Source organism: Ensifer sp. NM-2 (assembly GCF_003024455.1).
Classification (GTDB): domain Bacteria; phylum Pseudomonadota; class Alphaproteobacteria; order Rhizobiales; family Rhizobiaceae; genus Ensifer; species Ensifer canadensis.
In genome coordinates, this window is sequence record NZ_PVZR01000009.1 from 1 (window position 1) to 22,482 (window position 22,482).

Sequence of the window (22,482 nt, forward strand, 5' to 3'; positions counted from 1 at the left end):
GAAGCCGGCTTCATGACCAAGGACCTGGCGCTCCTGATCGGCCCCGACCAGCCGTGGCTCTCGACCACCGGCTTCCTCGACAAGATCGACGAGAACCTGAAGAAGGCAATGGCTGCCTGATCGGCACACGCCATCGACCCGAATGCGAAACCCGGCCTTGTGCCGGGTTTCTTTTTGGTTGGATAGCCGCAGTTCCAAGAACCTCTGGCGACCCATTCCCTCTGTCATGCTCGGGCTTGACCCGAGCATCCAGGCCAAGCCTCTTGAGCCCAAGGACATCTGTGCGTTGGCGACGGCTCAGGTGGATCCTCGGGGCAAGCCCGAGGATGACGAGAGAAGTCGAGCGGGTCATTTCAGCGGCAGATAGATCTCGCTCAAGAGCTCGGTCGGCGGCACGTCGCGCGGATTGTTGAGATACTTCTCGAACATCAGGCTGTCGCGCACCTCGCGGCCGGATTGCGGCAGCCACGTGCCGTAAAGCCATTGATAGGCCAAGGGCATGTCCGCATAGGGGCCTTTGTGGCGCAGAACGGCATAGCGTCCGCCCTCGAGCGTCTGGGGTGTCAGCGGTGCATCGGCAGGCAGGGTCTCCTTGGCGGTGACGCAGGCAAAGGAGCGCAGCCTGTCCGCCGGCACCAGTTCCGGATCATCCAGATAGATGCCGATCATCTCCATGTCCGGACGATAAAGATTGCGCGAAATCAGTGTGCCGTAGAGCGTCTCGAATGCCTTGCCGATGCCCATATAAGAGCCGGAGTGGGCGACGCCGACGAGATCGAAGCCGTCGATCTCCTTGAGGGTGACTTCATACATATCCGCAATTCCTTCCGATGAAGCGGTTTCGAAGGTTTTGTGGCTGCCCTCCCTCCGATACCGCGCCGGCGGCAGTCCATAGACGGCCTTGAAGGTGCGGTTGAAGGATTGAATATTGGGGTAGCCAGAGCGCTGCGCGATCGCTTCGACAGGAAGATCGGACTGCACGAGATCGGCGGCGGCCTTCTGCAGCCGTAGCCGCTTGACCGTTGCCGCCAACGTCTCGCCGTGGACGGCCCTGTAGATTCGGTGCCAGTGGTGTGGCGACAGGCAGGCGATTTCAGCGAGACGGTCGAGATCGAGCTCCTCGTTGAGATGGCCGTAAATGTAGTCGCTCACCCTGTGCAGCCGTCTTTCGTAGCTTGCCCAGGTCGCCCGCTCGTCCATGTCTAGCCCTTCGCGCTTTGCTCACGGATCGGTAGACCATAGACGACTTTGACAAATCCTGCGGAGTTTTGCGGCGAGCATGCAGAGGGGGCAATCGCAATCACAAAAAAGGACGCCCGAAACCGGCGCCCTTTTCAATTTCACGTTTCTGCGCCTACAGCGCCGCGCATCAAGTATGACGCGCAAATGGCACTGTAACACCTTAAACTTGCTGCATAATTTTATCCTCCAATCGCATCCGATTTGAGGAATTATGCAGTGTCCTTAGCCGGCCAATGCAACGGCAACGGCCTCGATCGCGTCGGCTGCCTTCTCGCCGTCAGGGCCGCCGGCCTGCGCCATATCAGGGCGGCCGCCGCCGCCCTTGCCGCCAAGGGCGGCCGAGGCGATACGCACGAGATCGACTGCGCTGACCTTGGAAGTCAGATCGTCGGTGACAGCCACGACTGCGCTTGCCTTGCCATCGCCGGAAACGCCGACGAAGGCGACGACGCCGGAGCCGAGGCTCTTCTTGCCGTCATCGGCCAGGCTCTTCAGATCCTTTGGTTCGACACCGGAAACGACCTTGCCGAGGAAACGCATGCCGGCGATGTCGCGCGCGGCATCGGTCGATCCGGCCTGACCGCCGCCACCGAGCGCCAGCTTCTTCTTGGCTTCCGTCAGTTCGCGCTCCAGCTTGCGGCGCTCGTCGAGCAGTGCCTCGACGCGGCCGAGCACGTCGCCCGGCTGAACCTTGAGCGTGTTGGCAAGCGTCTTCACCCGCTCGTCCTGCTCGTTGAGATAGGCACGGGCTGCCTCGCCCGTCAGCGCCTCGACGCGGCGCACGCCGGCGCCAACGGCACTTTCGGAAACGACGCGCACCAGACCGATGTCGCCGGTTGCCGAAACGTGGGTGCCGCCGCAGAGTTCGACCGAATAGGCACGGTTGGCCTTGGAGCCGTGAATGCCCTGCCCCATGGACACGACCCGCACTTCGTCACCGTATTTCTCGCCAAAGAGCGCCATGGCGCCTTCGGCAATCGCATCGTCGACGCTCATCAGGCGCGTGGTGACCGGCGTATTCTGAACGATGATCTCGTTTGCCATCTCCTCGACGATCTTCAGCTCCTCGGCCGTCATCGGCTTCGGATGCGATACGTCGAAGCGCAGGCGCTCGGGCGCAACCAGCGAGCCCTTCTGCGCCACATGGGTGCCGAGCACCTCGCGAAGCGCCTCATGCAGCAGATGGGTGGCCGAATGGTTGGCGCGAAGGCGCGAACGGCGGGCATGATCGACTTCGAGCTGGGCCGCGTCGCCGGTCTTGATCGTGCCTTCGGCAACGACGCCGAAATGAACGAACAGGCCCTCGCCGCGCTTCTGCGTGTCGGTCACAACAAGCTTGCCGCCGTCGGTGGTGATCGTCCCCGTATCGCCCATCTGTCCACCCGATTCGCCGTAGAACGGCGTCTGGTTGAGGACGATCTGGACGGCTTCACCCTTGGTGGCCGACTGAGCGACAGCGCCATCGCGCAAGATCGCCTGGACGACGCCTTCGGCAACTTCCGTATCGTAACCGAGGAACTCGGTCGCGCCGTGCTTTTCGCGCAGCTCGAACCAGATGGTTTCGGTTGCCGCTTCGCCGGAGCCTGCCCAATTGGCGCGGGCTTCGGCCTTCTGCCGCTCCATGGCGGTCGTAAAGGCGTCGGTGTCGACGCTGATGCCCTTGGCGCGCAGCGCATCCTGGGTCAGGTCGAGGGGGAAGCCGTAGGTATCGTAGAGCTTGAAGGCGGTTTCGCCATTGAACTGATCGCCTTCGGAAAGGTCGGCCGAGGCTTCGGACAGGAGGTTCAAGCCACGCTCCAGCGTCTTGCGGAAGCGGGTTTCCTCGAGCTTCAGCGTCTCCGAGATCAGCGCCTCGGCGCGCATCAGTTCCGGATAGGCGCGGCCCATCTGGCCGACGAGCGCCGGCAGCAGCTTCCACATCAAGGGATCGCGGGCACCGAGCAGCTGCGCGTGGCGCATGGCGCGGCGCATGATACGGCGCAGCACATAACCACGGCCCTCGTTCGACGGCAGCACGCCATCGGCGATCAGGAAGGCGGACGAACGCAGGTGGTCGGCAATGACGCGATGGCTGGCGCGCTGGTCGCCTTCGGCCTTGACGCCGGTTGCTTCTTCAGACGCGGCAATCAATGCGCGGAAGAGATCGATTTCGTAGTTGTCGTGCTGGCCCTGCAGCACGGCTGCCAGGCGCTCGAGGCCCATGCCGGTGTCGATCGACGGACGCGGCAGGTTGACGCGCTCTTCCTTGGTGATCTGCTCGTACTGCATGAAGACGAGGTTCCAGATCTCGATGAAGCGGTCGCCGTCCTCATCGGCAGAACCAGGAGGCCCGCCCCAGATCTTGTCGCCGTGGTCGTAAAAGATTTCCGAGCAAGGACCGCAAGGGCCGGTATCGCCCATGGCCCAGAAATTGTCGCTGGTCGGGATGCGGATGATGCGGTCGTCGGAAAGGCCGGCGATCTTTTTCCAAAGGCCAAAGGCTTCGTCGTCGGTGTGATAGACCGTGACCAGCAGGCGCTTGGCGTCGAGGCCATATTCCCTGGTGATCAGGTTCCAGGCAAGCTCGATAGCGTTTTCCTTGAAGTAATCGCCAAAGGAGAAATTGCCGAGCATCTCGAAGAAGGTGTGGTGGCGCGCGGTGTAGCCGACATTGTCGAGGTCGTTGTGCTTGCCGCCGGCGCGCACGCATTTCTGCGCCGTCACGGCCGTCGAATAGGGACGCTGCTCAAGCCCGGTGAAGACGTTCTTGAACTGGACCATGCCGGCATTGGTGAACATCAGCGTCGGGTCGTTGCGCGGTACCAACGGGCTCGACGACACCACCTCATGACCATTCCTGCGGAAATAGTCGAGAAACGTCGACCGGATTTCATTCACGCCGCTCATCTTGCGTCCTATCTGTGCACCAATTCAGGCCCAGGCCCCGGCATCTGCCGCGCCACTCGCCGTTATCCTTCGACCCCGCGGCCATCGCTGACGGCTGCGCCCTCCAACGCCCTCGGTCGCCGGAACCACAGGCTTTTATCGTTCGCGTATCATGCTGTCCAGACGGCAGCAAAAAACCGGCCGCCGATGAAGGCGACCGGTTTTGAAAGCTTGAAGCTCGGCTCGCTGCTTATGCTTCGGCAGCGTCGTCGCCGTCGTCGGGTTCCGGACCACCATTCTCGAGGAACCGGTCGGCGATCAGGCCGGCGTTCTGACGCAGAGCCGTCTCGATCTCGCGCGACAGGTCCGGATTGTCCCTGAGGAACGACTTGGCGTTCTCGCGACCCTGGCCGAGGCGCTGGCTGTTATAGGAGAACCAGGCACCGGACTTCTCGACGATACCAGCCTTGACGCCGAGATCGACGAGTTCGCCGGTCTTCGAGACGCCTTCGCCATACATGATGTCGAATTCGACCTGCTTGAAGGGAGGCGCCATCTTGTTCTTGACGACCTTGACGCGCGTCTGGTTGCCGACGACTTCTTCGCGCTCCTTGACGGAACCGATACGGCGGATGTCGAGGCGAACGGAGGCGTAGAACTTCAGCGCATTGCCGCCCGTCGTCGTTTCCGGCGAACCGAACATGACGCCGATCTTCATGCGGATCTGGTTGATGAAGACCACCATGCAGTTCGACTTCGAGATCGAGGCGGTCAACTTGCGCAGCGCCTGGCTCATCAGACGGGCCTGCATGCCCGGCAGGCTGTCGCCCATTTCGCCTTCGATTTCGGCGCGCGGCACGAGCGCTGCGACGGAGTCGATGACGAGAACGTCGATCGCCCCGGAGCGTACCAGCGTATCGGTGATTTCGAGCGCCTGTTCGCCGGTATCGGGCTGCGAGATCAGCAGGTTTTCGAGATCGACGCCCAGCTTGCGCGCATAAACCGGGTCGAGTGCGTGTTCGGCGTCGACGAAGGCGCAGATGCCGCCCTTCTTCTGTGCTTCTGCGATGGTCTGCAGCGCCAGCGTCGTCTTGCCCGAGCTTTCCGGACCATAGATTTCGACGATGCGGCCCTTCGGCAAGCCACCAATGCCGAGTGCGATGTCCAGGCTGAGAGAGCCGGTCGAAACCGTCTCGATCTCGATGATGCTGTCCTTCCCACCGAGCTTCATGATCGATCCCTTGCCGAACGACCGTTCGATCTGGGAAAGTGCCGCTTCAAGTGCCTTGCTTTTATCCACCGATTTGTCCTCTACGAGCCGCAAAGAGTTTTGTGCCATTTGGTCCACCTTTAGGTTATTGAAGCTACCGAGGCAATGAAGCCGCCGCACGAGTTTTTGTACATGTTTTGTTCCGTTTTTGCAAGAGCAGGACAAGACATTGAAAAATAGGAATTATTCGGATTGTGTTCGATTCATGTTCACGCTTTGCTGCGTAATTTTTTTGGCAGCGCCAGGCGCACCCTGAGACGATGAACCCTCCCGATCCGATTCGGCCGATAGACAGCAGAGGAACATTCATGAAGGAAGGCGAAATCGCCGTCTTCGGCGGCGCTCATATCGATCGGCGCGGCCGCATCTCGGGCACGACCGCACCCGGTTCGAGCAACCCCGGCACCTGGTTCGAAGAGGCAGGTGGCGGCGGCTTCAACGCTGCGCGCAACCTGGCACGACTGGGTCATAGCGTCCGGATGATCAGCACGCGCGGTGGTGACGCTGCTGGCGACATCGTGACGGCGGCCGCAGCGGCTGCCGGCGTCATCGACAATCCCCTCACCTTTCTCGACCGCCAGACGCCGAGCTACACTGCGATCATTGAAAATGACGGCAACCTGGTGATCGCCCTTGCCGACATGGATCTCTACCGGATGTTCTCGCCGCGCCAGTTGCAGCGGCGCGCATTGCGCGATGCCATCGCCGACAGCCGGCTGGTGCTGACCGATGCGAACCTGCCCGAAGAAACCATCGCCGCCCTCGTAGCGGCGGCGTCGACGGATGGGCGCATTGTCGCCGGTATCGCCGTATCGCCGGCAAAGGTGATCCGATTCCAGCCGAGCCTGGTCAGGCTCAGCTTCCTGTTCATGAACGAGGCCGAGGCGCGGGCGCTCACCGGCAAGGATGCGGCGGATGCTGAGGGTTGGCCGCCGCTTTTGCGCGCCGCCGGGCTCAATGGCGGCGTCGTTACCCGAGGCGGCAGAGCGGTCGTCGCCTTCGATCGCGAAACCGTCTGCGTCGCGACGCCGCCGGCCCTGCCGGAGCTCGCCGATGTTACCGGCGCCGGCGATGCCCTGGCATCAGGCTTCCTCACCGCCCGTCTTGCCGGCCATGATCTGTCGGAATGCCTGCGGCGCGGCATTGCCGCCGCCGGCATTACGCTTCGCTCTCCCTTGGCCGCCTCGGAACAAATGTCGCAGGCCAACCTCGAACAGGCACTGGCCCTTGTGCCGGCACCTCAAATGCTGGCATGAACGCCGCCAGCCGAACTCCCAAGGAAAAACCATGACCAAACCCGCTTCCCCCTTCCTGCCGATGGAATATTCCGACGAGGTTGCAGCCGCCAAGGCACGCGGCGCGCCGATCGTGGCACTGGAATCGACGATCATCACCCATGGCATGCCCTATCCGGGCAACCTCAACATGGCCCGCAGCGTCGAAGCGATCATCCGCGACCAGGGTGCCGTTCCGGCGACGATCGCCGTCATTCACGGCGTTCTGCATATCGGCCTTGACGATGCGAAGCTGGAAGAGCTGGCCAAGACCGAAGGCGCGATGAAGGTATCGCGCGCCGATCTCGCCTTTGCCATCGCCGAGCGCCGCACCGGCGCGACGACCGTTGCCGCCACCATGATCGCCGCTGCCCGCGCCGGCATCCGCGTCTTTGCGACCGGCGGCATCGGCGGCGTGCACCGCGGCGCCGAGCTGAGCTTCGACATCTCCGCCGACCTCGACGAACTGGCACGCACGGCCGTCATCGTCGTTTGCGCCGGCGCGAAAGCCATCCTCGACATTCCGAAGACGCTCGAGGTCCTCGAAACCCGCGGCGTGCCTGTTGTGACCTATGACAGCGACGTGTTCCCGGCCTTCTGGTCGCGCGATTCGGGCCTCAAGAGCCCGCTGATGCTCAACAGCCCAGCGGCAATCGCCAACTTCCAGAACATGCGCGAACTGCTCGGCGTCGATGGCGGCATGCTGATCGCGAACCCGGTTCCGGCCGAAAGCGAGATCGCGCGCGAGGAGATGGAAATCTACATCGGCCGCGCGCTCGACAACGCCGAACGCGATGAGATTTCCGGCAAGGAGGTCACCCCGTACCTGCTCGACAACCTCTTCCACATGACCGAGGGCCGCAGCCTCGAAACCAACATAGCGCTGGTCGAGAACAATGCCCGCCTCGCCGGCGAAATCGCTGTGGCGCTGACCGCGAAGTAGTCGACTGACATTAAGATCATAAGAGAAAAGCCCGGCGCGAAAGCGTCGGGCTTTTTGTTGGACTGCAATTCTTGGCGAGCGCCGAAATGCGCGCCGCGATTTCTCAGATTCGCTCAATGCACTGCGCAGTTTCGCGCACGCCTCAGGAGTCCAGCATCTCGCGCACGGCCACGGCCAGTTGCTTCAGCGAGAACGGTTTCGGAAGGAAGCCGAATTTGGCGTCGGCAGGAAGATTGCGGGCGAAGGCATCTTCCGCGTAACCCGAGACGAAGATGAACTTCAGGTCCGGGTACTTCTTGCGCAGCTCCGTCAAGAGTGTCGGCCCGTCCATTTCCGGCATCACCACGTCCGAAACGACGATATCGACGGCGCCATCGAGCTCCTCCATGATCTCGAGTGCTTCGACGCCAGAGCCTGCCTCGTGCACGGTATAGCCGCGGGTCTCGAGCATGCGCTTGCCGCCGCGGCGGACCGCTTCTTCGTCCTCTACCAGGAGGACGACGGCTGAATCACCGGTGAGATCGGTCGGTTCCTCGGTCTTGGCGACTGGCTTGGCGACAGCTTCAGCCGGCGGCAGCGTCACCGCCCCATTGGATGCGCCCTGCGTCGGTTCACCCGCGGCTTCCGGAATGTCGATATGGCGCGGCAGCAGGATGCGGAAGGTGGTTCCCTTGCCGACTTCGGATTCCGGATAGATGTAGCCGCCGGATTGCTTGACGATGCCGTAGACCATCGAAAGACCAAGGCCCGTGCCCTTGCCGACTTCCTTGGTGGTGAAGAAGGGCTCGAAGATCTTGTCGAGAATTTCTGGCGGAATACCGGTTCCCTGGTCGGAAACCTCCACCATGACGAAATCTTCCTCCGGCAGTTCGCGCCGGCCAATGGCCGCGATTTCCGTTGCCGGCAGATTGCGCGTGCGAAGCGTGATGATGCCGCCTGACGGCATGGCATCGCGCGCATTGACGGCAAGGTTGAGCAGCACCTGCTCGAACTGGCCGAGATCCGTGCGCACCGGCCAGAGATCGCGCCCGTAGTCGACTTCGACCTTGACGTTGGTCCCGGTCATGCGATCGACGAGCATGCGCAGGTCGCCGATCACGTCGGTCATGCTCAGCACTGTCGGCCGCATGGTCTGCTTGCGCGAGAAGGCGAGCAACTGCCTGACGAGCACCGCCGCACGATTGGCGTTGCGCTTGATCTCCATCAGATCGGCAAAGCTCGCATCGGCCGGTCGCGCCGACAAAAGCAGGTGGTCGGAGGACAGCAGGATCGCCGTCAGCACGTTGTTGAAATCGTGCGCGATGCCGCCCGCAAGCGTGCCGACCGCATTCATCTTCTGCGTCTGCGCCATCTGGTTTTCGAGCGCCTTCTGCTCGGTAATCTCCAGCGCGTAGATGATCGCTGCCTCTTCCGGAGCCTGATCGCTCTGGTCGATGACGGCATTGATATAGAAGCGGAAATGCCGCTCGCCATCGGCCGGGTGCAAGGCGTCGATCGGCGCGATATCGCCCTGGCGATCCTTGGCGGCGGCAAGCGCCTCATGCAGACGGCCCTTTTCCGTCGGATGCACCACCGTTTCGATCAGCGCGCCACGCTCGACATCGTCCTGGGAGACAAGGCCGGAAAACAGCTTGAGGAACGGCGCATTGGTGCGAAGGATGCGACCGTTGCCGTCGACCGAGGCGATGGCCATCGGCGTATTGTTGAAGAAGCGGGTGAAGCGCATCGCAGCGCTCGACGCCGACTGATCCTCGTCCTCGCCGCCGTCGCGCGACATGACGATGGTCCGGCTTTCGCCGGGCGCGCCATCGCGTGCCGACGACACGCGGTGCACCATGCGCACCGGCAGGCTCTGGCCGTTGGACTTGCGCAGATCGAGATCCAGCACCTTGGTCTTCTTCAGGCCTGGCTCCGCCTGCACCGATTGCACCAGCGTCAACCCCTCGCCGGCGACAAGATCGCCGATGCTCATGGAGCCCGGCTGGAATTTTGTCAGGTCGATGCCCAGCCAATCCGCAAGGGTAGCGTTGATGTAGAAGATCTCGCCCTTGCGCCCGGCGGAGAAGAAGCCGGCCGGAGCATGGTCGAGATAATCGATGGCGTTCTGCAGTTCCTTGAAGAACCGCTCCTGGTCGTCACGTTCGGCGGTGATGTCGGCAATCTGCCAGAGATAGAGCGGGTTGCGGTCACTATCTTCGAGCGGCAACACCCGGGCCTTCAAGCGAAACCAGTGGGCACCAGAGCCGCTGGACGCAGCACCGGTCGCCAGCGGCTTCAACAGCCGAAACTCCTCGTGCCCCTGCTTGCCTTCGTGCAGACCGTTGGTGAGGCGGTAGATCGCTTCGGTCGCCTCGCGGTTTCGCGACAGGATCGTTTCGAGCGACTGGATGCCGGCAGAATTCTTCGCGCCGGTCAGCGCGCCGTAGGCGGCGTTGGCGTAAATGATGCGGCCCTTGCGGTCGGTGACGATCGTGCCGTCTTCATGGGCGTCGAGAAAGGCGCGCGCCAGTTCGTCCGGCCGCGATTGCGGCATCACCTCGATGAAGCCGATGACCGACGAGACGAGGAAGAAGATGCCGACCATGGCAAGAACGCCAAGGATGCCGAGCACGATCTCGTTGTCCAACTCGTTCTTGAAGATCACGAAGGCGATCGCAGAGACGGTCAGAACGATCGCAAGCAGGACGATCCGCATGACGGTTCCCGGCCTGACGCCACGGTCAACAACCGGCATCTGGTAGTCACCTGACTGCCGCATTTTCGTCATCGGGTCCTCATCTGCCGCCAATACCGCCCGGCACATAGCCGATACGGTCCGGCGCTCCGGCCGGCATCCGCGCAATCCGCCAGGTGAAATCGGCCAATCCCGACACGCCCTCGATCATTCGGATAGGAATCATCTTTAACGATCAGAGATAACAGCAAAAAGCACCTGTGCGGAAGCGCAGCGGTCAATTCACAGGGAATGTCGGCGAAGTGCTTGTCCAAGCCCGAAAAAAGCCGTCAAATACTGCCACTCGAAAGGCTTTAAGGAGTTCAGCCTATGATGGAAACGATCGTCGGAGACAACGGTAGCCGATTCATTATCGCCGCCGGCGCCGTTGCGATCGGGCTTCTGTGCCTCGTGGCCGTGCTCTGGATCATGCGCAACAGGCCGTCGTCGCCCTTCATTCGCGGCGGCAAGAACAGGCAGCCTCGCCTCGCTGTGCTCGATGCGGCCGCTGTCGACACACGCCGTCGCCTGGTGCTCGTGCGTCGCGACGACGTCGAACACCTGATCATGATCGGCGGACCTACGGATATCGTCATCGAAAGCCGGCTTGCACCGATCGATGAGAGCGCCTCAGCGAACGACGGTCCGGCAGTCATCGAGCGCAAGCCGATCGAGCAGCCGGTTGCCAGCGGCAATGGAACAGAGACAAGGGCAGCAGCGCCGGTGCAGTTGCGCCCTGTCGTACAGCCGGAGATGGCCGTCGCCGCGCCAGTGCGTCCGGCGGCGATACCGCAGGAGCAGCCGGTTGCGCGTGTCGAGCCGGCCCCGGCGGTTCGCCCGATTGTCGAACAGCGCCCGGCTCCTGTGATGGCCCCCGTGATGGCCATTGAGCCGCGTCCGGTCGAAAGGGTTGCGCCACAGGCGCCCGAGATCGTTGCCCCTGTCAATACGGCCGAGAAGGTCGAGGGCATCTTCGATGCCGCCCGCAGCCGCGTGCTGCCGACCCAGCCGCCAGTGCAGGAACAGCGTCCTGCAGCCGTTGCCCAATCGCAGCCCGTTGCCCAAAGCGCGCTTTCGGACTTCGAACGTATCCTCGACGCCGAAATCAGCGGTGACCTGCAGCGGCTGACGCCGGCTGCGGCGGCCGCACGTCCGGAAAATCGCGCGCCTGTGGCCGCTGCCGCCCGCCATGAGCCGATGCTCGGCGCACCGATCGACGATGTCCGCAAGGAGCCGACGATCGAGGAAGAGATGAACCGCATGCTCGCCGACATCTCCGCCGGCCGTAAGCCTTGACACATTCGGCGTCATTTCACCACGGAACAAACATTCAGCAAAAAGAAAAAGGCGCGGTCAACCCGCGCCTTTTTCTCAAGACTGATCCGGAAATCGGACCCTTATTCGTCCCTATAGACCTTTTCCCGACGCTCGTGGCGCTCCTGCGCCTCGATCGAGAGCGTTGCGATCGGTCGGGCGTCCAGACGCTTCAAGCCGATCGGCTCTCCCGTTTCCTCGCAATAGCCGTAGGTCCCTTCATCGAGCCGCTGTAGCGCCGCATCGATTTTCGAGATCAACTTCCGCTGACGGTCGCGGGCTCTCAGTTCAATCGCCCGGTCTGTTTCGGAAGAGGCCCTGTCGGCGAGATCGGGATGATTGGCGCTCTCCTCGGCCAAGTGATCCAGTGTCTCGCGTGCCTCGCGAAGGATGTCGTTTCTCCAAGCATTCAGCTTGGCCCGGAAATAGGCCCGGTGGGTGGCATTCATGAATTCCTCGTCCTCCGAGAGGACAAAGGTACTAAGATCGATCTTCTCACTCAACGCGATTCTCCTGAAGAACATCTCATTGCGGCGGTGTATAGCCCCATGGAAGCCGCGATTCAAGCCTCGGATTAGACACTCAACCGTATTTTAACAATGCTTGCAATTCAGGCTAACTGGCGAATATTTCATCAAAATTACAGATGAGATCTTAGTCGTAGAGATGATCACCTACCCGGCGCCAAGAAGACCGGTCGTAACTTGGATGTTCTGCCGCCAGCGCGACGCCGCCCTTTTGCCGGGATTGGTGCGCCCGGCGGCAACCGGGCAATCCCCTGAAAAAAGCGGTTCACAGCTTGATCTTTGCATCATCGACGGGAAAAGGTGGTGATCCGCCGCGAGACGCGCAAGACCCCGATCCGGCGATACTTTATCCCGTCGCGACCCGCGGCCGGCAGCTACCGGAATTCAATATATGCAAGACAGTGCCGCCAGGCCCTTCCGTCTCTTCCTTCTGCGTCATGCCCGCTCCGGTTGGGCCTTGCCCGGTCAACGTGATTTCGATCGCGCGCTCGACGACGTAGGATATGCCGAGGCGGAACTGATCGCGCAGATGGCTGCCGATCGCGGCATCCGGCCGGAGCTGATCTTGTGCTCGACGGCGGTCCGCTGTCGCCAGACCGCGGAACCCTTCTTCCGATCCGTCAGCGAAGACATCCAGATCCGCTATGTCGATGCGCTCTATACCGGCCCGGCAAGCGTCTATACCGATATCATCGATGCAAACAGGCATCTGAATTCGTTGATGATCGTCGGACACAATCCGATGATTGACGAACTCTTCCGCCGCTTTGCCGGGAACGAGGCGGCGACCGACGCCCTTCCGCATGGTTATCCGCCGGCAGCCCTTGCGATCCTTGACTTACAGGGAGGCCCAGGCGGCGCCGCAACGGCCACGCTGGTGTCGCTGATCCTGCCAACCAGGGAACCGAAATGACATGCCATTGTTGCGGTGCGGGAAATATTTCCTATATCGCCAAGGCAAACAGGACCTGCCGCACGTCTGGCAGACATTCGCATGAACGAAAGCGGCAAGGTCCGCGAGGGATAGCACGACTTGGCGCCAAATCTGACCAGCTTCAAAGACGACGCCCTGATTGCATTCGACAATCTCACCGATCGTGCATCGGGCCTCGTCAATCCCTCTATCCGGCTGGGCGTCACCGGGCTTTCGAGAGCCGGAAAGACCGTCTTCATCTCGTCGCTGGTCCACAATCTCCTCAACGGCGGACGGCTGCCGGTGTTCGAGCCGGTGCGCTCCGGCCGCGTCTCGAAGATAAGGCTTGAACCCCAGCCGGACGACGCCGTGCCGCGCTTTCAGTACGAGGATCACATTGCCGCCCTGGTGCGCGATCGTATCTGGCCGGATTCGACCCGCGCGATCTCGCAGCTTCGCATTACCCTCGATTTCGAGAGCGCCAGCGGCTGGAACAGGCTGTTCTCGGCCGGCCGGCTGTCGCTCGATATCGTCGATTATCCCGGTGAATGGTTACTTGATCTGCCGCTACTCGCACAGGATTTCAAGCAGTTCAGCGACAATTCGGTTGCCCGCGCCCGTGCTCCGGGCCGCGCCAACCGGTCGGCGGATTGGCTGACGCTTGCCTCATCTGCGGGACCAACGGCGATCGCCGATGAAAGCAGCGCGCGCCGGCTCGCCGAAAGCTTCACCGCCTACCTCAAAGCCTGCAAGGCGGACGCGAGCTCGCCCTCGACCCTGCCGCCCGGTCGCTTCCTGATGCCGGGCGATCTCGAGGGCTCACCTGCCCTGACCTTCTCGCCACTGCCCGACCTGCCCGAGGGCCGTGCGCCGAAAGGTTCGCTCTGGGCGATGATGGAGCGCCGCTACGAAGCCTACAAGAAGCACGTCGTCGGCCCGTTCTTCCGCGAGCATTTTGCTCGGCTCGACCGTCAGATCGTGTTGGTGGATGCGCTACAGGCGATCAATGGCGGGCCGGAAGCGCTGCTCGATCTGGAGCAGGCGCTGGCCGACGTGCTCGCCTGCTTCCGTCCCGGCACGAACAGCTGGCTCTCGTCTTTCCTGACCCGACGGATCGACAAGGTGCTGATCGCCGCGACGAAGGCGGACCATCTGCACCACGAAAGCCACGATCGGTTGGAGCGCATCACGGCGCGTCTCGTCAGCCGGGCAGCCGCCCGCATCGGCATGAGCGGTGCGGGGCTCGAGGTCATGGCGATCGCCTCGGTCCGGGCGACACGCGAGGCCACGGTCGACCATGGAGGGCATACGCTTCCGGTTATCGTCGGAACACCGATCGCTGGCGAGAAGATCAACGGCGAGACCTTCGACGGTGAAGGGAAAACAGCGATATTTCCCGGTGACTTGCCGGATGATCCTGAAGTTTTTTTTAGGGCGCTTGATGCCGATGCGTCGGCGAAAAAATTCGGCGACGTGCACCCGATGCCCGAGCTCAGTTTCGTGCGCTTCCGGCCGCCGCATCTTGAAGAGACGGGCGGCGGATTGAAGCTGTCGGTGCCGCATATCCGGCTCGATCGGGCGATGCAGTTCCTGTTCGGAGACCGGTTGGCATGAGTGACGATTTCAACAGCCGTGGCCGAAAGCCCGGTGCTTTTTCGGTGAACCCGGATCCGGAGCAGAAGCCGGCGGAAAGCGACCGCCCCCGCCGCGCCCCGGCGAGCTTCGACGACAAGGTGGTGATGACCCCCGACACGGAGGATCCCTTCCGGGAAACGACGCTTGGCGTCGAAAGCCTCGCTTTGCCGGAGGCAAACCCGCGCAGGCGTCGCCTGTCCGTCGGCAAGATCGCCATGGGGGCATTCGGCATTCTCCTCTCGCTGGCGACGGGTCTTTGGGTCGACCGCCTCATCCGCGACCTGTTTTCCCGCGCCGACTGGCTCGGCTATGCCGCAATGGGTATCGTTGCCATCGGGCTCCTGGCACTGCTGGTAGTCATTGGCCGCGAGCTTTCAGGCATGATGCAACTGACTGCCGTCCAGAGCTTGAAGACGGAAACGGAGAATGCCGCCGCTTCCGGCAATACCAAGCTGGCACGGTCCGCTTCGGAAAAACTCGTCCATCTTCTCGCCACCAATCCGCGCACGGCACGCGGTCGTACGCGCCTTAAGGAAACCGAAGGCGAAATCATCGATGGCCCGCATCTGCTTGACCTGACGGAGCGCGAATTGTTGACGCCGCTCGATCGCGAGGCCCGGCGCATCATTCTCGCCGCTTCCAAGCGCGTGTCGATCGTCACCGCCGTCAGCCCCCGCGCGCTCGTCGATCTCGGCTATGTGCTTTATGAATCCGCTCGCATGATCCGCGCGATGGCCGAGCTTTATGGCGGCCGCCCCGGTACGCTCGGCATGATCAGGCTGATGCGCGACGTTATCGCCCATCTCGCTGTCACCGGCTCGATCGCCGCCGGTGACAGCCTCATCCAGCAGGTGCTTGGCCACGGCTTGGCGTCAAAACTCTCGGCCCGGCTCGGCGAAGGCGTAATCAATGGACTGATGACCGCCCGCATCGGCATCGCTGCCATGGACCTTTGCCGACCGATGCCTTTCAGAGCACTGAAACGTCCCGGGATCGGCGACTTTCTTTCGGACCTCGCGCCCGGTGCCGGTCGCGCGGCTAGTCAGAACGGCGACGTCTAGAAACGACTGCATGTTTCCTAAAACCTACCCGACTTAAGGATGAAAACATGCAGAAATTCAAAGTGCTTCAGCGACCTTTGCGCGTCTGAAAAGACGCGCGGCCTGTAGAACTAGATGCCCGCATACCACTCATAGCCCAATTCTTCCCAGAAGCCGCCGCGTCCACGACCGAACGTCGAAAGATCCGCAACGACCTCGATGGCACTGATGTACTTCGCCATCTTGTAGCCGAGCTGCCGCTCGATGCGCACTCGAAGCGGCGCGCCATTGGCGACCGGAAGTGACCGTCCGTTCAATCCATAGGCAAGGATCGTCTGCGGATGGCGCGCATCGATGAGGTCGATCGATTCGTAGTAGGCCGTCGGTCCGGAAAGCCCGAGACCCATGCGATCGAAGCAATGGAAGACGACATAACGCGCTTCCGGTCTGATCTTGGCTTCATCAAGTACCTTGGCAAGCGGAACGCCCGACCATTTGGCGATGCAACTCCAGCCCTCGACACAGTCGTGGCGGGTGATCTGTGTCCGCGACGGCATGTTGCGCAATTCGGCCAATGTCAGGCTGAGCGGCTTTTCGACCAAACCGGTGACGCCGAGGCGGTATCCGGAAAAATCCTGCTGGAGGGCGATATACTCCGGGTCGGTCGGATCGGTCGAGCCGTTCGGCCGTTGTCCCTGGCGGATTTCGCTTTCGGCGAACTCAGGCGCCAGCCGGTCCGCGTCCATCAATAGCCGCTGTACCCGATAAGTCAGGCTGTTCGCCGATGCCAGGACATCACGGACCGGGCTTCTGTTTTGCAGGATTCCATCGAATGCATCACAACCTGCAAGAGGCAACGTCGAGGCGGCAATGCCGGCGGCGGTCAAAAAGCGCCTGCGATTGATCAGAAGCCGCGTCATTGCCCTGCCTCCTTGCGCTGCGCCTCGCTATCGATGCGGTAACGCCCTGTTATCATCGAGCGCAATTCGTTGATCGGCCCGGCGGCAAAAACCATGAAGATGTGTATGGCGAAGAAGCCCACGAGCAAAAGCATGACGACGAAGTGGATCGTGCGTGCCGTCTGTCGACCGGCAAAGACGTCGATCAACCATGGCCAGGCCGCGTCCATGCCCGGCGACATCGTCAGCCCCGTCAGGATCATCAACGGAAAAAAGACGAGCAAAACAGCGGCATAGGAGAGTTTCTGCAAGCCATTGTAGCTGCGGCCGTGATCGAATCGGAACCGCACGTGGTTGACGAAACTTCGTGGCAGGCCGCTGATATCGGAGGCCGATGGCAGGATGTCGCGCCACAGGTGCCCGTTGATCAGGCTCGCAACCAACCAGACAAGAAAGACGGTCGCAAAAAGCCACGCGAAGAAGAAATGTATCACCCGGCCCGTCGCCAGGTCTTGATAAGAAGGCACCGTTAGCCAGGCTGGAAATGCCCTGTAGTCACGCCGGTCTGCGGCGCCGCTGACCCCGAGAACACCCGTCGTGTCGACCCCCAGGCCGAGCAGCGTCGTCACGCCCCTGACCTCTCCATCTTGCGTCCGGGCGGCGCTGATGGACAGCACGCCGTTGTCGAAGGCAAAGCCCGATTGCTGCCCAAGATAAAGCGTCGGGTGGGCGTTGAAGATCTGCAGGCCACTCAGGAGCAGGAAGAACAATGCCAGTGCCCACAGCCAATGGGTCAGCCGCGTGGCAAGTCCGTGGCGGCGGATTATGAGTGCCTGCGAGATGTCCGTTTCCGGGGTGGTGCTGTTGATCGCCGCTGCCATCATGAAACCTCCGCGTTTCAAGTGGATACGTACGCCGTTGCGATAGAGTTTCATAAACACGTCTGCGCGCATCGTAGCACATGACGGTGAGGCCGCCGTGACTGCCTTGCAGCCATCCGATCTGCGGCGCACAGAGCGCATCACCGACACAAAGAAGCCTTGATATCAGCCCGAAAGAAACCGTCCATTAACCATTTGCGCGCAAATGTGGCTCCTAGTTTCGGACGTTGACCCATCAAGGATCGTTTATGTTCTCGCGCCCTTCTTTGATCGCTCGCGGCGCTGCCGCCTTCGCGCTCGCAGCAACCGTCGGCGTTGCTACGCCAGCCATTTCCGGTGGCAAGGACAAGGCTTTCTTCGAGAAAGTCTCCGGCCAGTGGAAGGGCCCCGGCGAGATCGTCGCCGGGAAATACAAGGGCACCAAGTTCACCTGCGATCTCGCCGGCGAACCGGTTGCCGGCAATGATGCCGGCATCAAGCTCGACGGCTTCTGCCGCGTCGGCGTGTTCAAGCAACCGATGTCGGCGCTGATCACCCAGAAGGGCGGCAGCTACACCGGAAAATTTCTCGACGGCGCTGATGGCAAGGGTCTCGACGTAGTCTCCGGCAACGTCGCCAAGGACAAGGTCGTCGTCGGCATCAACCGCAAGAAGCTGAACGGCGCGATGATCGCCCGGCTCCAGAACGACTCGACCATGAACATCACCATCTCGGTGAAGGTCGAGGATACAATGGTGCCGGTGATCGGCGTCAGTCTCAACCGCCAGCTCGACAACATCGCCGTCGGCTCGATCAAGTAGACGACAGTCCAGATTGCGGAGAAAAGCCCCGGCCAAACGCTGGGGCTTTTCTTTTTGTGCTACTCGAACTCAGGCCCCTGCCCGCCACCAGCCCCTGTCTTCGTCCACCACCTCGATGCCGGTGACGTCGGCATCCGCCAGCCAGTCTTCGACCCGCCGTCCGTTCACACGCATGCCGGAGGCAAAGTCCGCAAGCGGCATCAGGACGAAACCGCGCGCAGTCATGCGCGGATGTGGTAGCTCCAGCTTGGTCTCGGTCTGGGACAGGTCGCCGAAGGTGAGGACATCGATGTCGATCGTGCGCGGGCCCCAGCGTTCGTCGCGCACCCGCTTCATCTGCCGCTCGATATCAAGGCAGGCGTCCAGCAATGCCTCCGGGCCGAGCAACGTTTCGACTTCGGCGCAGGCGTTGAAGAACCAGTCCTGATCGGTCTTGCCCCAGGGTGGTGTCCGATACAGACGCGAAACGGCCCGAACCGCGCAATCCGGCCTGGCATCGAGCATCTGCAATGCATCTGCCATGGCCCTTCTCGGCTCGCCCAGGTTTCCGCCAAGTCCCAAAGTTGCGATATGCCCGCTCATCTCAGGCGACGTGCTCGACCGTGACTTCGACATAATCGAGAATTCCGGGAACCGGTGCATTCGGCTTGCGGACGGAGACCTTGGCACGCCGGACCTGCGGAAAACGCACGCACAGGGTCTTTGCGACCTCGAGCGCCAGCGCCTCGATCAGATAGCGCCGCCGACCGGTGACGATGCGCTCGATTTCGGTAAAGGCGATGCCGTAATGCACGGTGTCGTCGATCGAATCATCGACCAGCGCCGAGCCTTGCTCCACTTCAAGCTCCGCATCGACGAAAAACCGTTGCCCGAGGAATTCTTCCTCGTCGAGAACGCCATGGCGCGCAAAGAAGGCACAGTTTTTCAGGGTGATCGTATAGGTCGCGCTCATGGTTTTCCGTCCCGTCAGCTCTTCTTTGCACCCAGCATAGCATCCGCCACCATCAGCGCATCCCTGCTGTTTGCGACATCATGTACGCGGAAAATGGCCGCACCCGCCATGCGTAGCAGGGCCGTGGTCGCCGCGGTGGCGGCATCGCGGTCCGCCGGCTCTCGTTCGGTGACAGCACCAAGGAACCGCTTGCGTGACGTGCCGACCAGAAAAGGCAGCTCGAAACGGTGCAATTCGGTAAACCGCGCCATCAGTTCGAGGTTCTCTTCCGTGTCCTTGGCAAAGCCGAAGCCCGGATCAAGCACGATCCGTTCGCGTTCGATGCCGGCTTCTGCCGCGATCTGCAGCGAGCGGTCTAGGAAATGGAACTGGTCGTCCACCACATCGGCAAGCTTCTGGCGATCGCGGCCTGTGTGCATGATGCAGAGCCCGGCGCCCGTCTGCGCAGCAACCCGCGCGATATCCGGTTCGCGCTGAAGGCCGTGCACGTCGTTGATGATGTGGGCGCCAGCGTCGACGGCAAGCCGTGCGGTCTCTGCCCTATAGGTATCGACTGAAATGAGCGCATCGGTGTCGCGCGCCAATGCCGCGATGACCGGAAAGATCCGGTTCTGTTCCTCTTTGGCACTCACGGGCGCTGCGTCCGGTCTGGTCGATTCACCGCCAACATCGAGGATCAGGGCGCCGTCGTCGATGCAGCGCTTGCCCTGGACAACGGCTGCTGCCGTATCCGTGAAACGACCGCCATCGGAGAAAGAGTCGGGGGTAACATTGATGATCGCCATCAAAACGCCACGCGGCCCCAGTTCGAGACTACGGCCATGCGCCAGCTTCCAATGAAAATTTTGAAATGGATTGTAAGTCATTTCCCCTCACGATGCGCCGCAGACAACCATTTCGATTTGCTGTTGCACCCACGCTGGCTATGCCCCAAGCTTGATTGAAGTTCAACTAAAGAGAACTACGCATTGATGTCTCGAGTACGCGTTCCGTTCAAAGCCGCCCTTCTTGCCCTTCTGGTTGCCATGCCCTTGGGCTCTGCGTCCGGCGAAACGGTGATAAACAAGAGCTTTTCCTATTTCTCGATCGGCGGCCGCACGGCGGCGGACCTCGACAAAGCTCTGTCCAAAGCCGGGCCGATGATGAAATCGACGGGCGCGCGCCATCCGGGCGCGACGCGGATCAAGTTTGGCGGCACGATCACCTACGTCAATCGCGGCGGACGCTGCGCGGTCGGCGTCGCCCGCGTCACGCTCAGCACGCGCATCATCCTGCCGCGCTGGAAATATCGCAAGCAGGCCAGCCGCGACCTCGCTCTGGTCTGGGATACGTTGTCGAGCGATATCAAGCGGCACGAGGAACGCCACGCCGAGATCGCCCGCAACCACGCCCGCGAGATGGAGAAGATGTTTCTGGCCCTGAGGCCGCAGGCGGACTGCGAACAGATGCAAGAAAGCGTCACACGCGCCAGTACCGAAGCGATCGCCGCTCACGACAAGGACCAGGCCCGGTTCGACCGGACGGAGGCGGCCAATTTCGACAAGCGCATAATCCGATTGCTGCAATACCGGCTGGATGCGCTGAAGAAAACGCAGCGCTAGACAGGTCGCTGTTCAACGGTCACGACCGACATAAGCATAGCCGGAATATACTTTGAGGCGACCTGTTCAACGAGTGCGCACCCACAGTATTTTATTGGTGAAATCTAGCGATAGCTACAGCTGAGCGACTCGCTTATATTCAGAATATGGAACGTGGGGGCGAATTGAAATCCAACCCTCCGTTGTCGAAAGGAATTTGGCGGACCATCATGGTCTTGCACGACGTATAAATATTGCCGTTACTTGAGTTCAGCAGTGTCGTTTCGTTTCTTTAAGCGCAAAGCTCGACGACGCAGCAAATACAGGTTCTCCTGGCGTGTCTTCATGCAGCAGATGTTCCCTCCCTCATCTGCGTGCGATGCGCCCTCCTAGCCTCGCTCGTCACACGACCAGCGAGGCGCTTTTTTGGCAAACATGACATCAATAGATCGATAGACTGAAGATGGGCGCCAACGGCCAGCGATCAGGCCTGGCGTTCGGGCACGTGCACGACGAGCCCGTCCAGCGCATCGCTGACCTTGATCTGACAGGAAAGCCGCGAGGTCGGACGGACATCATAGGCGAAATCCAGCATGTCCTCTTCCATCGCTTCCGGAGCGCCGACGACAGCCGTCCAGGCATCGTCGACATAGACATGACAGGTGGCACAGGCACAGGCCCCGCCACACTCCGCTTCGACACCCGGAACCGAATTGCGAACGGCGTTCTCCATGACGGTCGAGCCGTTCTCGACATCGAGTTCGTGGCGCGTGCCATCAAAGGCAACGATCGTAAGTTTTGTCATGTCACTTTCCGGAATAAGCTGATGGGACTGGCCGATTGCGCAAAGCCGCGCGGGGCGGCGGGCGCGAATTCAGGGAAAGTTCTTCCAACAATTCGGCCATCCAGTCAACAACAGCCGGCAGTTGCATCGCGGACGCAGCGTTTCAGCGCGGGCCGCGATGCACCTTTGTGGCTCGCTGCAATCAGCGGCAGAGCTTCAGGATAAACAGTTCAGCCTCAAGCACGCTCTCTGCAAGAACGTCGGGCAAAGCCGCATCGGTCGGACGCTGTTCGATCGCGCCGGCCGCAGCAGCGACGTCGACGGCGCCGACAGCGAGTGCGGCCCCCTTCAACTGATGGGCCGCCTGGGCACGTCCATTCACGTCGCCATCGGTGATTTCCTTCATCACCTTGCGTGCCTGACGGGCGAACAATTGCAGCACTTCGATTTCGAGCGCCTTGTCTCCCATTGTCTGCGCGGCAAGGTGGGCAAAATCGATGGGCTTCTTGCCGGAAAGAGAAGAGCTACCCGGAGTGTCGGGAGCTTCGAAGGCAATTCTGAGGGCCGCCATGAGCCAATTTCCCTATTGTTTGTATGCTGTTGGTCTTTATCCGACGCCGTCCCGCGACATTCGCGGTCCAATTGCCATGGGCGGCACGGACACCGTGACCGACGACGCCTGTTCACCAAGCTTCGTCGCCGGACGATCGCTACGGTTTGCGAGCTATCATCCTCCACGGGCGGGCGCTGCTATCGGCTTAAAACGGGGCGCAATATAGGCAGGAATCTGGGAAAATGGTTAACGCTCGTTAAACCTCCTGATTTCCTTGCCTTTTCCGACCTAAACCCC

Annotated in this window: 20 protein-coding genes; 8 read left to right on the forward strand and 12 right to left on the reverse strand. The window is 61.5% G+C overall.

The window, feature by feature from the left end:
• Positions 1 to 348 precede the first annotated feature (348 nt).
• From C6558_RS18585 to recA, 3 genes are all read right to left on the reverse strand, one after another.
• Positions 349 to 1,200 carry a GyrI-like domain-containing protein gene (locus tag C6558_RS18585; protein ID WP_025427174.1) on the reverse strand — a complete coding sequence of 284 codons (852 nt, stop codon included), beginning with the start codon at positions 1,198 to 1,200 and terminating at the stop codon, positions 349 to 351.
• 264 nt (positions 1,201 to 1,464) lie between these two features.
• Positions 1,465 to 4,128: an alanine--tRNA ligase gene (alaS, locus tag C6558_RS18590; RefSeq protein ID WP_084814278.1), complete on the reverse strand. Its 2,664-nt coding sequence runs from the start codon at positions 4,126 to 4,128 to the stop codon at positions 1,465 to 1,467.
• 229 nt (positions 4,129 to 4,357) lie between these two features.
• Positions 4,358 to 5,446 carry a recombinase RecA gene (gene recA, locus C6558_RS18595; protein WP_025427176.1) on the reverse strand — a complete coding sequence of 363 codons (1,089 nt, stop codon included), beginning with the start codon at positions 5,444 to 5,446 and terminating at the stop codon, positions 4,358 to 4,360.
• Positions 5,447 to 5,685: 239 nt separating this feature from the next.
• On the opposite strand from recA, the gene C6558_RS18600 reads away from it, so the two are divergent.
• Together C6558_RS18600 and C6558_RS18605 are read left to right on the forward strand one after the other, a co-directional pair.
• Positions 5,686 to 6,633 carry a carbohydrate kinase family protein gene (locus C6558_RS18600; protein ID WP_057208681.1) on the forward strand — a complete coding sequence of 316 codons (948 nt, stop codon included), beginning with the start codon at positions 5,686 to 5,688 and terminating at the stop codon, positions 6,631 to 6,633.
• A gap of 31 nt (positions 6,634 to 6,664) precedes the next feature.
• On the forward strand, positions 6,665 to 7,594 hold the full coding sequence (locus C6558_RS18605; protein ID WP_025427178.1) for a pseudouridine-5'-phosphate glycosidase: 930 nt from the start codon (positions 6,665 to 6,667) through the stop codon (positions 7,592 to 7,594).
• 142 nt (positions 7,595 to 7,736) lie between these two features.
• On the opposite strand, the gene cckA is transcribed toward C6558_RS18605, so the two are convergent.
• The gene (gene cckA / locus C6558_RS18610) at positions 7,737 to 10,361 is read right to left on the reverse strand and encodes a cell cycle histidine kinase CckA (RefSeq protein ID WP_025427179.1); all 2,625 of its coding nucleotides are present in this window, start codon (positions 10,359 to 10,361) and stop codon (positions 7,737 to 7,739) included.
• Between the two features lie 276 nt (positions 10,362 to 10,637).
• On the opposite strand from cckA, the gene C6558_RS18615 reads away from it, so the two are divergent.
• Positions 10,638 to 11,603, forward strand: coding sequence for a flagellar biosynthetic protein FliO (locus C6558_RS18615; protein WP_107027592.1), 966 nt, complete (start codon positions 10,638 to 10,640; stop codon positions 11,601 to 11,603).
• 101 nt (positions 11,604 to 11,704) lie between these two features.
• Here the strand turns inward: C6558_RS18615 and dksA are convergent, their stop codons facing one another.
• Entirely contained in the window at positions 11,705 to 12,124 is a 420-nt protein-coding gene (gene dksA, locus C6558_RS18620) for an RNA polymerase-binding protein DksA (protein WP_025427181.1), read from the reverse strand.
• Positions 12,125 to 12,539: 415 nt separating this feature from the next.
• On the opposite strand from dksA, the gene C6558_RS18625 reads away from it, so the two are divergent.
• From C6558_RS18625 to C6558_RS18635, 3 genes are all read left to right on the forward strand, one after another.
• On the forward strand, positions 12,540 to 13,061 hold the full coding sequence (locus C6558_RS18625; RefSeq protein ID WP_057208685.1) for a histidine phosphatase family protein: 522 nt from the start codon (positions 12,540 to 12,542) through the stop codon (positions 13,059 to 13,061).
• 120 nt (positions 13,062 to 13,181) lie between these two features.
• Entirely contained in the window at positions 13,182 to 14,675 is a 1,494-nt protein-coding gene (locus tag C6558_RS18630) for a YcjX family protein (protein ID WP_025427183.1), read from the forward strand.
• On the forward strand, positions 14,672 to 15,757 hold the full coding sequence (locus tag C6558_RS18635; RefSeq protein ID WP_025427184.1) for a YcjF family protein: 1,086 nt from the start codon (positions 14,672 to 14,674) through the stop codon (positions 15,755 to 15,757). Before C6558_RS18630 ends, C6558_RS18635 begins: the two co-directional genes overlap by 4 nt.
• A gap of 110 nt (positions 15,758 to 15,867) precedes the next feature.
• Here the strand turns inward: C6558_RS18635 and C6558_RS18640 are convergent, their stop codons facing one another.
• Together C6558_RS18640 and C6558_RS18645 are read right to left on the reverse strand one after the other, a co-directional pair.
• Positions 15,868 to 16,656, reverse strand: coding sequence for a molybdopterin-binding protein (locus C6558_RS18640; protein WP_107027593.1), 789 nt, complete (start codon positions 16,654 to 16,656; stop codon positions 15,868 to 15,870).
• Positions 16,653 to 17,519, reverse strand: a complete 867-nt coding sequence (locus tag C6558_RS18645; protein ID WP_057208752.1) for a cytochrome b/b6 domain-containing protein — start codon at positions 17,517 to 17,519, stop codon at positions 16,653 to 16,655. The genes C6558_RS18640 and C6558_RS18645 overlap by 4 nt, the downstream gene beginning before the upstream one ends.
• 245 nt (positions 17,520 to 17,764) lie before the next feature.
• On the opposite strand from C6558_RS18645, the gene C6558_RS18650 reads away from it, so the two are divergent.
• The gene (locus C6558_RS18650; RefSeq protein WP_025427187.1) at positions 17,765 to 18,316 is read left to right on the forward strand and encodes a hypothetical protein; all 552 of its coding nucleotides are present in this window, start codon (positions 17,765 to 17,767) and stop codon (positions 18,314 to 18,316) included.
• 69 nt (positions 18,317 to 18,385) lie between these two features.
• On the opposite strand, the gene folK is transcribed toward C6558_RS18650, so the two are convergent.
• The 3 genes from folK to folP are packed head-to-tail and all read right to left on the reverse strand — an operon-like array spanning position 18,386 to position 20,134.
• A complete protein-coding gene (gene folK, locus C6558_RS18655) occupies positions 18,386 to 18,931 on the reverse strand; it encodes a 2-amino-4-hydroxy-6-hydroxymethyldihydropteridine diphosphokinase (protein ID WP_371412279.1) in 546 nt (181 codons plus the stop codon).
• Positions 18,900 to 19,268, reverse strand: a complete 369-nt coding sequence (gene folB, locus C6558_RS18660) for a dihydroneopterin aldolase (RefSeq protein ID WP_025427189.1) — start codon at positions 19,266 to 19,268, stop codon at positions 18,900 to 18,902. Before folB ends, folK begins: the two co-directional genes overlap by 32 nt.
• A 14-nt stretch (positions 19,269 to 19,282) precedes the next feature.
• Entirely contained in the window at positions 19,283 to 20,134 is an 852-nt protein-coding gene (folP, locus tag C6558_RS18665; protein WP_025427190.1) for a dihydropteroate synthase, read from the reverse strand.
• Positions 20,135 to 20,239: 105 nt separating this feature from the next.
• On the opposite strand from folP, the gene C6558_RS18670 reads away from it, so the two are divergent.
• Positions 20,240 to 20,869: a DUF922 domain-containing Zn-dependent protease gene (locus C6558_RS18670; RefSeq protein WP_025427191.1), complete on the forward strand. Its 630-nt coding sequence runs from the start codon at positions 20,240 to 20,242 to the stop codon at positions 20,867 to 20,869.
• A 463-nt stretch (positions 20,870 to 21,332) separates the two neighbouring features.
• Here C6558_RS18670 and C6558_RS18675 read toward each other — a convergent pair whose 3' ends face one another.
• Together C6558_RS18675 and C6558_RS18680 are read right to left on the reverse strand one after the other, a co-directional pair.
• A complete protein-coding gene (locus tag C6558_RS18675) occupies positions 21,333 to 21,653 on the reverse strand; it encodes a 2Fe-2S iron-sulfur cluster-binding protein (RefSeq protein WP_025427192.1) in 321 nt (106 codons plus the stop codon).
• A 181-nt stretch (positions 21,654 to 21,834) separates the two neighbouring features.
• Entirely contained in the window at positions 21,835 to 22,203 is a 369-nt protein-coding gene (locus tag C6558_RS18680) for an Hpt domain-containing protein (protein ID WP_025427193.1), read from the reverse strand.
• Positions 22,204 to 22,482 lie beyond the last annotated feature (279 nt).

What these genes read in the sequence shown, in the direction of transcription:
- C6558_RS18585 (WP_025427174.1), bottom strand. Translation starts at nt 1,200, where the DNA reads ATGGACGAGCGGGCGACCTGGGCAAGCTACGAAAGACGGCTGCACAGG.
- alaS (WP_084814278.1), bottom strand. Translation starts at nt 4,128, where the DNA reads ATGAGCGGCGTGAATGAAATCCGGTCGACGTTTCTCGACTATTTCCGC.
- recA (WP_025427176.1), bottom strand. Translation starts at nt 5,446, where the DNA reads ATGGCACAAAACTCTTTGCGGCTCGTAGAGGACAAATCGGTGGATAAA.
- C6558_RS18600 (WP_057208681.1), top strand. Translation starts at nt 5,686, where the DNA reads ATGAAGGAAGGCGAAATCGCCGTCTTCGGCGGCGCTCATATCGATCGG.
- C6558_RS18605 (WP_025427178.1), top strand. Translation starts at nt 6,665, where the DNA reads ATGACCAAACCCGCTTCCCCCTTCCTGCCGATGGAATATTCCGACGAG.
- cckA (WP_025427179.1), bottom strand. Translation starts at nt 10,361, where the DNA reads ATGACGAAAATGCGGCAGTCAGGTGACTACCAGATGCCGGTTGTTGAC.
- C6558_RS18615 (WP_107027592.1), top strand. Translation starts at nt 10,638, where the DNA reads ATGATGGAAACGATCGTCGGAGACAACGGTAGCCGATTCATTATCGCC.
- C6558_RS18625 (WP_057208685.1), top strand. Translation starts at nt 12,540, where the DNA reads ATGCAAGACAGTGCCGCCAGGCCCTTCCGTCTCTTCCTTCTGCGTCAT.
- C6558_RS18635 (WP_025427184.1), top strand. Translation starts at nt 14,672, where the DNA reads ATGAGTGACGATTTCAACAGCCGTGGCCGAAAGCCCGGTGCTTTTTCG.
- C6558_RS18640 (WP_107027593.1), bottom strand. Translation starts at nt 16,656, where the DNA reads ATGACGCGGCTTCTGATCAATCGCAGGCGCTTTTTGACCGCCGCCGGC.
- C6558_RS18645 (WP_057208752.1), bottom strand. Translation starts at nt 17,519, where the DNA reads ATGATGGCAGCGGCGATCAACAGCACCACCCCGGAAACGGACATCTCG.
- C6558_RS18650 (WP_025427187.1), top strand. Translation starts at nt 17,765, where the DNA reads ATGTTCTCGCGCCCTTCTTTGATCGCTCGCGGCGCTGCCGCCTTCGCG.
- folK (WP_371412279.1), bottom strand. Translation starts at nt 18,931, where the DNA reads ATGTCGAAGTCACGGTCGAGCACGTCGCCTGAGATGAGCGGGCATATC.
- folB (WP_025427189.1), bottom strand. Translation starts at nt 19,268, where the DNA reads ATGAGCGCGACCTATACGATCACCCTGAAAAACTGTGCCTTCTTTGCG.
- folP (WP_025427190.1), bottom strand. Translation starts at nt 20,134, where the DNA reads ATGACTTACAATCCATTTCAAAATTTTCATTGGAAGCTGGCGCATGGC.
- C6558_RS18670 (WP_025427191.1), top strand. Translation starts at nt 20,240, where the DNA reads ATGTCTCGAGTACGCGTTCCGTTCAAAGCCGCCCTTCTTGCCCTTCTG.
- C6558_RS18675 (WP_025427192.1), bottom strand. Translation starts at nt 21,653, where the DNA reads ATGACAAAACTTACGATCGTTGCCTTTGATGGCACGCGCCACGAACTC.
- C6558_RS18680 (WP_025427193.1), bottom strand. Translation starts at nt 22,203, where the DNA reads ATGGCGGCCCTCAGAATTGCCTTCGAAGCTCCCGACACTCCGGGTAGC.